The sequence below is a fragment of the Ureaplasma urealyticum serovar 8 str. ATCC 27618 genome (assembly GCF_000169535.1).
Lineage (GTDB): Bacteria > Bacillota_I > Bacilli_A > Mycoplasmatales > Mycoplasmoidaceae > Ureaplasma > Ureaplasma urealyticum.
On record NZ_AAYN02000002.1, the window covers coordinates 797,691 to 813,331 of the forward strand.

The 15,641-nt window shown below is 23.5% G+C and carries 9 protein-coding genes; 2 read left to right on the top strand and 7 right to left on the bottom strand.

All coding sequences use genetic code 4. The features are described 5' to 3' along the window. Window positions 1-10: 10 nt before the first annotated feature. The 5 genes from UUR8_RS03290 to UUR8_RS03310 all read right to left on the bottom strand — a co-directional run bounded on the left by UUR8_RS03290 (window position 11) and on the right by UUR8_RS03310 (window position 10,354). Complete coding sequence (locus tag UUR8_RS03290; protein WP_004025538.1) at window positions 11-1,588, bottom strand: hypothetical protein; 1,578 nt, start codon at window positions 1,586-1,588, stop codon at window positions 11-13. Window positions 1,589-1,990: 402 nt separating this feature from the next. Continuing rightward, complete coding sequence (locus UUR8_RS03295) at window positions 1,991-3,001, bottom strand: MBA family surface membrane protein (RefSeq protein ID WP_230438566.1); 1,011 nt, start codon at window positions 2,999-3,001, stop codon at window positions 1,991-1,993. Between the two features lie 189 nt (window positions 3,002-3,190). Further along, window positions 3,191-4,462, bottom strand: a complete 1,272-nt coding sequence (locus UUR8_RS03300) for a DUF1410 domain-containing protein (protein WP_004025762.1) — start codon at window positions 4,460-4,462, stop codon at window positions 3,191-3,193. A gap of 194 nt (window positions 4,463-4,656) precedes the next feature. Beyond that, window positions 4,657-5,877 (bottom strand): hypothetical protein, encoded by a 1,221-nt coding sequence (locus UUR8_RS03305; RefSeq protein ID WP_004025871.1) that lies wholly within the window; start codon window positions 5,875-5,877, stop codon window positions 4,657-4,659. 373 nt (window positions 5,878-6,250) lie between these two features. Beyond that, the gene (locus UUR8_RS03310) at window positions 6,251-10,354 is read right to left on the bottom strand and encodes an AAA domain-containing protein (RefSeq protein WP_004026135.1); all 4,104 of its coding nucleotides are present in this window, start codon (window positions 10,352-10,354) and stop codon (window positions 6,251-6,253) included. A gap of 196 nt (window positions 10,355-10,550) precedes the next feature. Between UUR8_RS03310 and UUR8_RS03315 the strand changes: the two genes are divergently transcribed. Both UUR8_RS03315 and UUR8_RS03320 read left to right on the top strand, forming a co-directional pair. Further along, window positions 10,551-12,287: a hypothetical protein gene (locus tag UUR8_RS03315; RefSeq protein WP_004026180.1), complete on the top strand. Its 1,737-nt coding sequence runs from the start codon at window positions 10,551-10,553 to the stop codon at window positions 12,285-12,287. Between the two features lie 85 nt (window positions 12,288-12,372). Continuing rightward, a complete protein-coding gene (locus UUR8_RS03320; protein WP_004025515.1) occupies window positions 12,373-13,659 on the top strand; it encodes a potassium channel family protein in 1,287 nt (428 codons plus the stop codon). 37 nt (window positions 13,660-13,696) lie between these two features. On the opposite strand, the gene UUR8_RS03325 is transcribed toward UUR8_RS03320, so the two are convergent. Continuing rightward, complete coding sequence (locus UUR8_RS03325) at window positions 13,697-14,614, bottom strand: ATP-grasp fold amidoligase family protein (RefSeq protein ID WP_004025761.1); 918 nt, start codon at window positions 14,612-14,614, stop codon at window positions 13,697-13,699. Between the two features lie 5 nt (window positions 14,615-14,619). Beyond that, a complete protein-coding gene (locus UUR8_RS03330) occupies window positions 14,620-15,573 on the bottom strand; it encodes a hypothetical protein (protein ID WP_004025694.1) in 954 nt (317 codons plus the stop codon). Between the last annotated feature and the right edge of the window lie 68 nt (window positions 15,574-15,641).

A 15,641-nucleotide genomic window follows, 5' to 3' on the forward strand; every position in this document is an offset into this window, starting at 1 on the left:
ATTGTTATTTTTATTTTGCTCTAACTGTTAAATTTATTTCAGTATCTAAAACTTCTTTTGTTAAAATAATTGGTTCAATCCCTTCTGGTCCAATAATTAATTCAGTAATTTTGTATTTTTTTTGTTTATCTTTTGGTAATTTACTTAAATCAAAACTAAATTTATATTTAGTATCAATACCATTAGCACTTTCTTTAGTTACACTAACAAAATTTTTAAATTCTTCAGCAAAAGGAGCAATTGTTCAAGTTTCATTAAGATCATTAACATTAGTTAATTTTAATTTAATAAATTGTTCTTTAAAAGTTTTGTCTTTAACTTTATATTTATTAGGATCATCATAAATTGTGTTTTCTAAAAAATAATAATTAAATGGTTTTTGAGGATTAAAAGTTAATGTTAAATCAACTTGTTGTGTAGATGAATTAGAATCTACAACATTTATTTGATTAATTTCTGTATCAATATGTTGTTCATTAAAATTTAAATGTATTTTTGTTATGACATCTGGAATATGTATTTCATAATTTTTTAAAGATATTTTTGTTAAATAATAAATTCCTTGTTGTTCTTTACGTATTTTTGGTAATAATGGTCTAAAATCAATTACTAATAAATTGTCACTAATATTTCTACGAATAAAGAATCATTTTTCTTTATCACTAAATTTATAAACTAGTTTTTCATTTGTATTTTGTTTTGTAAATTCAACACTAAAATCATTATTTAATGCTTGAGCTATTTCTCATCCTGAACCTATTAAACTAGTAAATTCTAAATCTCGATCAATAAATCCTTGTTTATCATAATCAAGACAACTTTTAATCATAACTCTAAAATAACGACCAAAATATTCACTAAATAATTGACTAACACTACCTACAAATCATGGTTCTTTTTTATCTTGAGGTAAATTGTTTAAAGGCTCTTCATTAAATTTAAATTCAAAAATTTTATTAGCAATTTCTTTAGGAATACTAATTTTCTTGTCTTTTAATGCTAAATTTTTTAATTTATACTTTCCATCTTTAGTTATTAAAGCATCAACATCATCTTTAGTTATTGATACAGTAATAGAAAAATAGTTATCTCCTAAATTGCAATATTGAATATTTCAACCATTACCATATCAAGACATGTCTCCACTTTTTGTTTCTATAAATTTAAAAGATAAATTATCGTCTAATCTTTTTATTAAATTAACATCTGTTTTCTTAAAAAAATTTATCAAATTTTTGTCATTAGTTTTTATTAATAGATCTAAATAAATGGTTTCTTGGTAGTTTCTTTTCTCTCTTCCACCATTTCTTAGATTAGCTGACACTAAATAATTATTAATTTCATTTAAATTGAATTCAAGATCTTTAATTTTTTGATTTAAATCTAAGTGTTTTCCATCGAGACTAATGGTTTTAATATTAAATTTCTCATTATCTTCAAGCTCAAAAACTGATAAATTAATATCTAATAAAGCTTTTTTAGTTTTAGGATTAAATGTTGCATTACCAAAAACTATTTTTGATTGATCATTTTTTGAGTTCAAAGTTAAAGCAATATCTGTTGATGATAAATTTGTATTAGATAACATTTCAAGACTTGAAAAATCAATTTCAAAAGTAGCTTTGTTATCTTTTAGAGTATTTAACTTAACATTATTTATATTTACATTAAAAATATTAGGAACTTCAAGGTATGTAGAATTGTTATTTAAATATCCTTTGTATTTAGAATCTTCAATGACATACTCTTTATTATTTAGTTTAAAAGCTCTAATTTTATAAAATCCAGGAGTTAATAATTCTTTGTTGCTAAACTCAGCAGTATATAACTTATTGTTAGTTATTGTATAATTTGTTGGCTTAAAAACTTGTCTTGTTGTTAAATTAACTAATTCTAAATCAAAATCCTTATGATTTCCATTAACATATGCTAATGTATCAATACCAATTTGTAATTCAATTTTTGTACTTGTTATTTGACTAAAATGAATTTAATTATCTGATAAAACAATTAAATCTTCTTTTTGTGGTAAAGTTGGATTAGTTTTTGCAATTAAGTTAATTTCTTTATTTCTAATTCTATCTTCTAAATTAATTTCTTGATTATTAAAAGTTAATTTAGTTAAATGATAAATTCCTTGTTTGTGTTGTGGAATTTTTGATAATAAAAAGTTTAATGAAAATTGACTTAAAAACAATTTTTCATTATTTGTTTTGATATCGTTAATATTAATCATTTCATTAGCTTCATTGCCACTAAAACTAATCTTTTCACTACTATCTTTTTTAGTGAATTCAAAATAAAATGCTTTTGAAAGTTCGTTTATATTAGCAATTTGCTCTTTATCAATTAAGAAAGTATGATCTTCAAATTTTATATTAGCTTTTAGAGTTTGATTATTAAGATCGTTATTTTCTTGTTTAGTTGTTAAATCATTTATTATTGGATTTCATATTGGTTCTGGTTCAACGATTGGTGGTATAGGAGTAGGTTGAGGATCTAATTTAGGATTGGTTGGTTTGGGTGTAGGTTGAGGTATTGGTTGTGGCTGAGGTTGAGGATTTTGTTCTTTTAATTCTAAATCAACAAATTCCATAATTAAATCGTTTGTGTTAATAATTCTAACAGCAATAAAATCATGACTTGAATTAACAATGATCTTTTGATTAGCTTGTGGTTGTTGAGGTAGACGAATATAAATTTTATTGTCTTTAATAATTGCTTTTGTATCAACATTAAAAGCGATTCTTTGGTTTAACTGATTAATAATACTTGATGAAAATGACACTTTTTCTAGTTTAGTTTTATCATTAGTGCTTAAATCATCAAATTGATATGCTATATAATAACCATTATTTTTAGTCTTAAAAACATGTTTTAAAACTTCTATTTTATATTTTGTTTTATTAGAATTGCATGAAGCAAGAATGCTAGCAATAGGAACTAATGCTAATGGTAAAAGCATTAGTTTTATTAATATTTTTTTGTTCTTCAATTTCATAAACAAATTATATGTTTACACAAATTACAAATAATAAAAAACAGGGGCGTTTTTTTTTTTTTTTTTGATGGAGTGTGAGTTTTGGAACAAATTGGAAATAATCAATAAGGATTTTATTATTTAAACATTTAATATAATGAAATAAGAGTCAAACATATTTTTATTCATAATAAAAAAAATGCCTCATAATTAAGAGATTAAGTTATTAGCAGTTTTATTTAAAGTAAACTCAAGATTTTTAATTTTTTCACTTAAATTTAATTGTTCTCCATTAATAGTAATAGAATTAATATTAAATTTTTCATTATTTTCAAGGTCAAAAAATGATGGATTAATTTTAACTGAAGCTTTTTTAGTTTTTGGATCAAATGTTGTTGATCCAAAAATTCTTTTTGATGGTCTTGATTTTGAAATTAAATTTAAAGTAATTTCTGTTGACGATGAATCTTCATTTTTATTATATAATACTTCAATGCTTGAAAAATTAATTTCAAAAGTAGTCTTATAATCTTCTAAACTTTTTAAAACAACATTATCTACTTTTGCATCAAAAATGCTAGGAACTTCAAGAGATGTAGAACTATCGTTTAAAAGTCTTTTATACTTAGAATAATCAATTTCATAATTTTTATTATTTAATTTAAAGCTTTTAATTCAATAAGACCCTGGAGTTAATAATTGTTCGTCACTAAAAGTTGCAGTATATGAATTACCATTTAATTTATAATTTTTTGGTTTAAAAACTTCTTGTGTTGTTAAATTAATTAATTCTAGTTCAAAATTTTTATTGTTTTCATCAGCATAGGATAATTTGTTAATACCAATTTTTAATTCAATTTCTGTACTTGTCATTTGACTAAAATGAATTGAATTATCTGTAAAAGTAATTGCATCTTCTTTTTTTGGTAAATTTGGTTTTGAAGGTTGAATTTTTTGTTCGTTGCCACCATTTCCACTATTTTCTTGGTCTTCAATTAATAATTTATTATTTTTAACTATATCATTTAAACTAATTTCATTACCATTTAAAGTTAGTTTAGAAATACTATATTCTCCTTTTGCTAAATTATTTAATTTACTAGTTAATGTTTTAGATGCTTCATCATAATTTAAATCATTTACTTTGATTGGATTAGTATTATCTTTTTTAGTAATCTCTAAACTAAATAATTTTTTGCCAACATCTGCTAATTCTAATTTACTAAAAATTAATGAAACTACTGCTTCGTTTGGTTTCTTTTTGTCTTTTGTAAATGAAACCCTATCTAAAACTACTTCGTCTTTTTTAGGATTTGGTGTAAATTTAGGTTGAGATGGTTCTAAAGGTTGTTTAGGAATAGGTTGTTGAGTTTGTTTTTTTGTTTTATTAGAATTGCATGAAGCAATAATACTAATAATAGGAACTAATGTTAATGGTAAAAACATTAGCTTTAATAATATTTTTTTGTTATTTAATTTCATGAACAAATTATATATTTTGACATATTGTGATTAATAAAAAATATTCTTGTTTTTTTTTTTTTTTTTGATTAAAGTGCGAGTTTTGGAACAAATTTTTAATGATTAATAAACGATTTTTATAAATTTTAAATAAAAAATGCCTCTTTGTTAAAGCATTTAAATATTTTATTTATTTTTCATCTAAATATTCATAATTAAGGTTGTTGTTGGAATGCAATAGAAACATCATATCAAAGCTTATGTGTTGCACTAACAATTTTATTCATCATATTTTTAAATGATTTTGGATCTTTATTTTGTTCATCAAAAAAGTTAACAATGTCATAAAATATAGCTGATTTTATTTCTTTAGGAAAATAAGGAATAATTTGTTGAGATCGAAGTGTAAATTCTTCTCTTTGTTTTTCACTAACTAAATTTTTAAATGTTTTTACTAATGGATCTATAGCTTTTCATTTATAGTATTTTAAACATGCATCTTCAAAGAAATTAATAAATGTAAGTGTTTTGGTTTGTAAATCTTTTCATTTTAAAATTAAAAAATCTAAATATTCTGCAAAGCTTTGTTTCGTTTTATCTCAATTACTTCATTTAGAAAAATTTATTGTTCATTCATCAAACTGTTTTGCAAATTCACTAAATTTATTATCTGGAAATTTTTCAAAAGCTTTATTAATAAAATTATTTTTTAATATACTATCTTTAAATTTAAAAATAATTGATTTTTGATCTTTTGTATCAAAAATACTATTTAATGCTAAAGCAATTTTATTAGCTATTTTTGTAAATTTATTAATTAATTCATTAATTTTACTAATGTTTTTTTCTAGATCATTTTGTGAAACATTTGATAGTTTATTTACTTTTTTAGTTTCATCAAGATATGCAGTAATTTCTTTTTTAAATTCAATTAAATGTAGTGAATCATTTAAAAAAACTAACTTAGAAGTTAATGTAATATTAGTTTGTAATTGATCAAAAGATTTGTTTTGATCAAAAATTAGGATATTTGTTTTTGCTTCATTTAAAGCTTTTAATAGATTTTGATTTGTTTCTAAAATAATTGATTTACTTGTTTTTTCATTGATTAATTTTGCTTTATTAATTTGTTGACTTAAAGATTTAGCTATTTCTTCATAGTCTTGATTAGTTTTAATTTCATCTAAAAACTTTTGTGATTGTTCAATTGTTGATTGCAATTCTTTTAGTGAACGATCATCTTTAGTAATTTCATTTTTTGGAGGTTTTGGTGTAAGTTTGGGTTGAGATGGTTCTAAAGGTTGTTTAGGAATAGGTTGTTGAGTTTGTTTTTTTGTTTTATTAGAATTGCATGAAGCAATAATACTAATAATAGGAACTAATGTTAATGGTAAAAACATTAGCTTTAATAATATTTTTTTGTTATTTAATTTCATGAACAAATTATATATTTTGACATATTGTGATTAATAAAAACCGTTCTTTTTTTTTTTTTTTGATTTGAAGTGCGAATTTTGGAACAAATTTAAAATAAAAATAGCTCCTGATTGAGGTATTTAATTGTTTAATAGTATTTATATTTTCCATCTAAATATTCATTATTATCTAGTTGTTGTTGGAATGTAATAGAAACGTCATATCATACTCTATGTGTTACACTAACAATTGTAATTAAGGATTTTAAAAACACTTGATTTAATAATTATAACCAATATTTAAATATTCGCATTATAACTTAAAACTAAAAATACTAAGGCTTAATTTAATTAGAAATCTCCTTAGTATTTTATTTAAATTGTATTTAATTAATTAAAAATTATTTTGTTGTCATAGTACATAATCAATTTTATTACTATTGTTATTTGATGATAATGAATCATTAATTCGTGACACAATTTTATGTTTGTCAATATATCATTCATACTCTTTAATTCGATAAGTTGAATAGCCACGATCTTCTAAAAAATATTGACGATCAATATCTTCAAACATAATTTGAACACTACGATTTTCTTTTCATGTTTCTAATAAAATAGTTTTTACAATTTCTTTAGTTTCTTTTTTAATAATTACTAAATCAATTTTTTTAGTTCCAATATTTCAATTTGGGAAAATTTGGTATTTATTTGATAATTTCTTTGTTAGTTCACTATAAATTTCTTTCACTAAATCATTATCAAATTCTAAATAAGTTTGTTGTTCTAAACTTTCAAGTGTATCGCTAATACTTAATTCACCATTAATTCGATCAATGTATTCAATGAAACGTTTAAATGTTAAAGCATTTTGGTTATTAAGATTTGAAACTTGAATTTGGTGGCCATAAAGTGATTTAATAACAATCATTTTCTTACGAGCACGAGTAATCGCTACGTTTAAACGATTCATTCCACCTTTAGCATTAAGTGGACCAAAGTTATTACGTAAATTACCCTCTGGATTTGGACCATAAGCAATTGATAAAATAACTAAATCACCTTCATTACCCTGAACATTTTCAAGGTTAGTAATCACAATTTCATTATTTTCAATCTTATCGCATAACCCTTTTTCAAACATACTCATTCGTTCAAAAAGTAAGTTCTCTACTAAACTAGCTTGAACAGCATTAAATGTGACAATTAAAATCTTTTCATATTTTTTTCAATTATCGATTAAAATTGCGATTGTTTGTTCTGCTTCTAATGGATTACCTTTTTCTCAAACTCCATTAACATTAATAACATCAATTCCTTTTTCAAAAGCACCCTGACGTGTTGCTACTTCTAAATTATTATTGTAAATATACTTGTTTGAGAATTCAATTAATTCTTTTGAATCAGAACGATAGTGGTTTTTTAAATGATATTCATTTCATCATGAAGTTTTAGCACGTTCTAATAATGAATCTACTTTATCAAAATCATCAATTTCAAAATCGCTATCTACTAATTTATTAATAAAGAATGAAGTAGGTTTTAATTGTTTATCATCCCCTGAAACAACTTTAATTTTGCAACGATATACAATTGGATATGATCGTTCAATTGTCATTTGGGATGCTTCATCAAAGATTCCATAATCAAATTCATTTTCAACTAATGGAATTAAAGAAGCAACATTATCTGGTCGTGCAACTCAAATTGGGAATAAACGTTTTAAAGCGTTGTAATATTTTGATAAATAACGTGAAATTGAAGGTCATGATCGTGATGAAGCAATTCGTAAAGCATTTGTAATTTCATCTTTTTCTTGTTGAGGTAATTTTGTTAAATAATTTCGTAAATTATTAATGTATTTTTTGAAAACAATTTCACCAACAATTCTTGCTGAACGTGATGATTCGCGTCTTAGTTGAACAATAATGTCTTGTAATAAACGTCCTTTAGTTTCAGAAAACATTGGGATAATGTGTGTAATTTCATCTCATAACACAACAACTTTTAATTTCTTAAATTGTTCGTGTGTAATTAATGTTGAAACATGTTTCATAATCTTGCCCACTTTTTCAAGATCAAACAACATTAATGGTTCTAAATATAAGGTTTTAATATATGGTAATGATAATCATGATCATTCACGAATAATATCTTGCATTATTGGTGTGTAAATTTCAGCAAGTGTGTGTAGTTTTGATAAGAAATCAACATCTTGGTTAATAAACTCACGATATGAAGCAATTTGATCCATTTTTGGCTTAGCTAAGTATTCAACATTATTTAAGAAATCAACAAATAGTTCAATAACTTCTTGACTATCACGATTACGTGTTTTAATTTCTTTTAAACTTAATGTTGACTCATCACTTGGATCTGAATTATTAATAATTGTTCCATTAGTAATGAATTCAGCAAAAATAATTTGTTTATTTTCTTCACTAGCATTGTTGTAAACTGATAAAAATGCTGAAATACGATCTTTATTTTTAACTAAAAAATCATATCATTCGTTTTTAACTAATAATTTCTTGTGTTTTGTAAAGAAATTATCACATATATCAATGATTTCGTTTAGTTGTTGTGTTGTTTTTGATTGTAAACTAAAATCTTTATCAATTACATCTTTACGGAATTTTAAATAATCACCAATTTTATCAATAAAAATACGTTTATCACGAATTGATTTATTTATAAAAACACTATTTGATTCAAGATTGTGTTCAGCTAAGAAATTGTAATAATTATCAATGTCTTTAGTAATTCGATTTGAATGCATTAAAAACTTGGTTACTAATTCACCGTTTGTTTGAATCTTATTAGTAATCATTTTTAAATGCTTTAAAATTTCTGTTGAACTATAAGTATCTGTTAGCTTGTATTTTTTAATAAATGAAGTAAATCTTAAATAAGCGCTAAATAAATCTTCTATTTTTAATAAATTATATTCGTTAAAAATAGCACTAATTTCTTCAAATAATGTTGAACGTTTTTCGCTTTCATCATTAAATTGTTGTGGCGTTAATCATTCTTTAACAATTTGTTCACCTAATTCATTTTTAGTTGCTATATAATCTGCATAATCCATTTTATAAATGCCATCATTATAGTCTTCAATGCTTCAGTGTTTTTTAACTAAATGTAATAATTCAGCATTTCAATCTTCATAATTTTTAAAGAACATTGATTCTTCTGGAGTAAATTTAATTGGTTCAATTTCTTTAATTTTTGTTGAACGTGATTGTTCACGATATCATTGTGTTCCCAATAAATCATTTAAATTAGAAATTTTTTCAAAAAAAGTTTCCTTATTTGTTAAGTCATAAACATATAAAGCAAATTGTGAAAGTGAACCTATTCTTTCTGTTAATACATCTAAAGCTGCTCGTTTTTCTGATACTAGTAAACTACTTTTACCTTTTAGTAAAACATTAAAAATAATATTAGCAATTACTTCAGATTTACCTGTTCCAGGCGGACCATAAATTAAAGTGTTTTGTGAAAGTGATGATGCAACTGCATATTTTTGAAAAATATTTAAAGGTCGACCAATTTCAACTACTGCTTGTTCTTTAATTACTTTTTCTTCATAATATTCAACTGGTTTATTTAAACCTTCATTTTCTGATTCGAATGGATCAACATCCATTTCAATAATTTTATGTAGATCAGCTTTTAGTGCTCCACCATCTGGTTCAAATAATCCCAACATTGCTGATGGTTCAACTTCAAAAGTTGTATAACGATCTAAAATTTGGGCTTCGTTTTCGTTCATAAAAGGAACAAATTCGTTTTCATTTACACTAATTTTTTGTCCAGTCATATCTTCAATCATTTTAATTGTTGAAGATAGTTCATAATTTGTTAATAATTCAGTTGTTTCAACTTTGAAATCTTGATAACCTTTTTTTAAGAAAATTTGAATTTTTTCATTAACAATTGGTTCATCTTGCATTTTAGCAATAAAGATTTTGTCAGCTTCTTCACGAATTTCAACTTTAAATAAAGTTAATGGTGATTTAAAAGCATCATTTGGTAATAACTTTCCTTTTAAGAAATTAAAAGCAAAGTAAAGAGGTCAAACAGTTGTATCTTCAAAATAATTTTTAGCTAATCGATTAATTGAAATGAATTTTTTTCTAAATGCTAATAATTGTTCAATCGCTAATGGAATAACTTTTTTCTTATTTGCATGAAAATCACGTTGTAATAAATTAATTTTATTATCTGGTAAACTTACATTGTAATTTACTAAAATTTCTAAAAATTCACCAATATTTAAAGAATTTTTTAAACTTTCTTCAAATAAATTTAAATTTTTACCAACATTTAATTCGATGTAACTAATTTCACCATTAACAAAACTAATTAAATCTTCTTTTTTAATATATTTAAATAAATCAATATTTCTTGATGATGAAAGTCTTGTCAAAATAATTGAATCATGTGGATTTAAATTAACAAGATTCATTAATTTTTGCTTAATCGCTTTTTTCATACTTATAAATCCCTCGTTTTTTGTAATAAGATTATTTTAACTAAAAATAACTAAGTTTTAATATCAAATTATCAATCTTATTTTTGTAAGTTCAATCAAAAATTATAGCTTGCATTTTAAAAAATAACTAGCTCTTAAAGTTGTATAATTAAATAACGTGTAATTAACATAAATTGAGTAGGTAAATCAACTTTATATGCGAAATAATTTATCTGATTTAGAAATCGAAAAATTAACCAAAACCTTGGTGTCAAAAAATAAAAGAGTTGTTGCTTTATATGGTGTTCCAGAAAACGCTTCTTATAAACTAATGAATGATTTAATTAGTTTAATGGATGTTGAAATTCCTAATTGATCATCAATTTCAAGCGCAACAGAAGATCAATGTATTAATGATATTAAAAATTTCTTACTATCAAATGCTAGTTTAGAAAATTTTAAAAATTTGCCTTCAAATAGTCCTTTAATTAATTGATGAAAAAAACGTCGTTTGAATACTGTTGTTAAAAAAATTGAAGAAATTAACTCAGCATTTGCTGATCGTGAAATTACATCACGTTCAAAAATTTTTTTAATGCCTGTTTTAACTGCTTTTAGTACATTGGGTACAACATTGGCTGTGCCTTTGATCTCAGTTACTTTCTTACGTGGTGATGCTATTATTAATTTATGAGGTAAAAGTGGATATATTGCTTTTTTAAGTTTATTATTCTCTTTGGTAATTGCTGTTATTATTTCTGCTTTTGTGGCCTTATTTAGTAGTTTAAAAAATAACAAACGAAATTATATTGTTTCAAACATGACTGAAGGTTTTAAACGAATCTATGATAAATACTTTATAGATGGGAATTCAGAAGAGCGAATTAATGCTAAAGTTACCTTTTATTCACGATTTTTAGAGCGTTCCAAACTAGTTGTTCAAAACAATTATTCCTTCTTCTATGATGTTGTTGATATTAATAGTGAACAATATCCAAAAATGCTAAAGTATTTTAAGACTTTAAATCAATTAAATAACACTGTGATTTTTGACGCAAGTGGTTTTAAATATTTAGATGAACGAAAGATTTTTAGAAACATTATTGATCCAGAAAAAACTAATGTTGTTCGTTTAGATCGTTATAAAACAAAAACTAGTGGTCGTCGTTTGATGAACTTTATTTTCTATCAATTATCAATTATTGCTAATGTAAATACAAGAAAGCTATTACAAAAATTTCCTTTCTTTGTTAATTCCTTATATCGTTTCTTAGACTATAGTGAAAAAAATACTGAATTATTAACACTTTTATTAGATCTTAAAAAACATGCTTCAAAAACACAAGTTCCATTAGATGATGAATCACAATTATTCTTTGTAGACTTCTTTACATTCGTGGTCTTTAAAGCCTTAGATGAATCAGGATTTGAAACACTAATCAATGATTTAACAGTGTATGGACGTCCTTCTGAAATTACAAAGAAAAACATTACTTATAATTCATTAAAATTAGATTACATTATTAATCGAAATGCTCGTAATTTTGGCCAACAAGCACTATTATTTAACTTATTAGATTATTTTGATGAAACAGGAAATAAAAATATTTTTAATGAATTAGGAAATAGTAATAAAAATATGATTTTCTCTAAGAATCATCAATTAAGTTTAGCTAATGAAGCTTTAAGTAAAAAAGGTTTTACAAAACGTGAAATTGATTTAAATGCTCATTGATGTGATGCTTTATATTCAAACCTTCATGATGATGAAGATATGTTCGTTAAAGTTATTGAAATCAAAGAAAATATTGATGTTTTAAGTGCTTTAGATGAAGTGTTTGTACGTGCTCAAAATGAGAATGTTAAAAACTTATTAATTTATGTTTTTAATGTAAAAATGCTATATTGTCTAATCGATAACGAATACGAATTAGTTAATGAATCAATTATTTAATATATAATATACAAAGCTTTTTAAACCAAAGATCAAACCTTTGGTTTATTTATTTTATTTAAAATACTAGGAGTTAAATAAAACAATGACTAATGATGAGCGTAAAGAATTTATTAAAAAAAATAAAGCAATTTACTTTAATCGAATTCGTTACTTTTTTTATGAATGAACAGACATGAAAGCCTATCAACGCATGTTTGTTCCAGAAACATTCTTTTCTTTTTTTTATCAATTATTAGTAATAATGATTGCTTTTTGTTCAGTAACAATTATTATTTATAATCATGTTGAACTAAAACAAGCTAATGAAGCACACCTTGATTTTATTGCTAAATATTTTGAAGTATATTATGCTTTTAATATTTTCTTTATTATTGATTATTTAATCCGTATTTCATACGCAGATTATACATATAATTCTATCTCACGTCTCAAAGCGTTTTTAATTGCACCATTTCGATTTGTTAATTTATTAGATTTAGTTTCTTTTGTAGCGATTATTATCATTTACAATACAGGATTATTAGATTTAATTACTAAAATGAATGAAGCTACATCTATTAATGAAAAAATTAGTTGTTACTATCAAATAGTTAATAACAATGCTTATATGAATATTGTGCCTTGCATGTTTTTAATTAAAATTTTAGGTGCACACTCAAAAATCATTAAAAATATTATCTTAAGTAGTGAAGTTAACTTCTTTTGACAAATATTTAGACGTCGTTGACGAGTTTTATTATCATCATTTTTAATCTTAGTTTTATTTACTTTTTTATTGAGTTTTATTATTTATCGAATTGAACAAAACTATTATGCAATAAATAATATCTTGCCTGGCAATCCATTATATAAACATAAAAATTTTGGTGAAACTCTATGGTTTGCCATGGGGACAATTACAACAATTGCTTATGGTGATATTACCCCTGTTTCCCCAGCTGGTAAAGTGTTTGCTGTTATATTAGGAGTAATTGGTGTTACCTACTATGGTTTTTTAACTTCGTTATTCGCCTCAGCTTTAATTTCAGTAATTAATGAATATGGTAAACGTCGTGATAATCGTCGATTCTTAGAATTTCAAAGTGAAAATGAACGTTTATTACACGAATTCTCTGAACAAATTAAAGTAGATATCGTTCAAGAATTAATTAAAAATAATGTAATTCAAGACCCAGAAGAAATTAAACGTATTGAAAATCTTCAAAACCAAGAACGTGAAGCTTTAAAAATAAAAGCTAAACGTCGTAAAAAAATCTATTTTAGTGATGACTTATTTGATGATACAAAACGAATTAGCGTTTCAAACGTAAAAGTGCGTAGTGCTTCAAATGTCACAAAAGTATTGGGTCGATCATCATCAAAAAAATAATTAAAAAACCAGCGATTGAATTTCGCAGGTTTTCATTTTATTTTCAATATTTACCTCATTCAAGATCTTTTTGTCTTCATTGAGGATCATCTCAAAAAGTAAAAAAAGCATTTGATGTATTAAAAGTAATTTCGCCAATATATAAACGATTATCAACATAATAAAAATCAACACGAAAATGTTTAAAATCATCTTTTAAAATTTGATAAATTTTTTGGCAAACGCTTTTTATTTCACTAAAATCAAAATCAATTGTTTCATCATTTAAAATAGATTTATTGTTTTTTAAATCAAAAATATTGCTTTTTAAAAAATCTCAATTTCAATTATTTTTTTCAATCTCATCCTTATTCATATACAAACAAAATTGTTCTTCTTCAAAACAAAAAATCTTATAATCAGCAACTAAGGTTTGTTTTCCTAATAAAGGCTCAACAAGCACTTGTGGTTTAATTTGCGAATAACATCATGTTTCATAAAAATTACGTGATTGATTAACTTTTTTGTTAAGTAAAATATCATTGAAATGAATTGCAATTTGCATCAATTCAGCTTGTGATGTAGTTTCACGAACAATATATAAGTCTTCGTTTTCAGTACTGTTATTTAATTTAATAATATAAGGTTTAGCAAACTTATTAAGATCTAATAAAGTAATTTGATTTTGACGATTAAAAACTGCTAATGTTGGAACTTGATATTGATATAATCGATGTTTAATCAATCATTTTTTAAAACTAATTTTATCAACAATTTCTAAAATTTTTGATTGATCAGCTTTTAAATACATATAAAGTAGTTTTTCATTATATGTTTTTGGTTGTTGTAAATTAGGTGTATAACCCATCGTTTTTGTTCAAATGTTTATTAAAGATTTTTCAAATTGTTCATGATCATTTTCATAATATAATCTAGTAATTCCATCTAATTCTTTAACTAATTTATCATTCATCATATTTTTTATTCCTTAATTAAAATATTAGCTCTTTTAGTAATTATTTTAGGTTGATATGATAATTTTGATGCACTTATATTATCAGATCATGCTCCATCTTGACGATCAATCAATAAATTATTAACATTATTGATGATTAAGTTTTGTGATAGTAAATATTGATACATTCCTCTAATTTGTCGATCAGTTTGCTCAATAATGATTTCTGCAATATTAGGACGAATATAAACTAATGTAAAACCAACTATTTCATTTGTTGATTTTTTTACTAAAATTGATCCAGCAAAATAAGGATTATTTTGAGTATTAGATAATAAATCACAATTAGAATTAACTAACATTGATTTTGAATTGATAAAATTTTTAATATCTCAATTTTTTAAAAAAACACAAACCTTATTTAAATGAATTTGGGAATCATACTTAATAATTTCATAATCTTCTTTAAAGTTTTTAATAAAGAAATTAAGATTGTTACGCTTCTTTTGTAATGCTTTTCCTCGAAAATATTTCAATGATTCTGTTTCATAAATAAAATTAGAATATCAAGTATAAACTAATTCATGATTAAATTTTAATAAATCATTTAAATAATCTTCATATACTATTCCACTAGCAACTAGTAAAGATTGGTTTTTAAAATTTTCTTTTAATGCTTTTAAAGCAATGGGAATTAGTGTTGTTCAATTATATTTTTCATCATTAAAATAAATGAAGATGATAAAGAATTTATCTATAAACTGATTAGCAATATTATCATTTTCAATCAATTTTAATTGTTCATTTGCTCGAGCATAAAATAAAACAATATTTTCATCTTTTAAATATTCAAAATAAATATCATAACCATAATAACTTCACAATAATAATGTTAGAGCTGATAGTTGTTGATTAGGATTAATGTTCTCTTTTATTTGTTCAACAATTTCATAATTGTTTCATGTTAGTTTTGTATACATATAACCTTTATAAGATAAATAAAAAATCCATTCAAGATGGATTTTTAGATCTTTAATATTTCAAAATA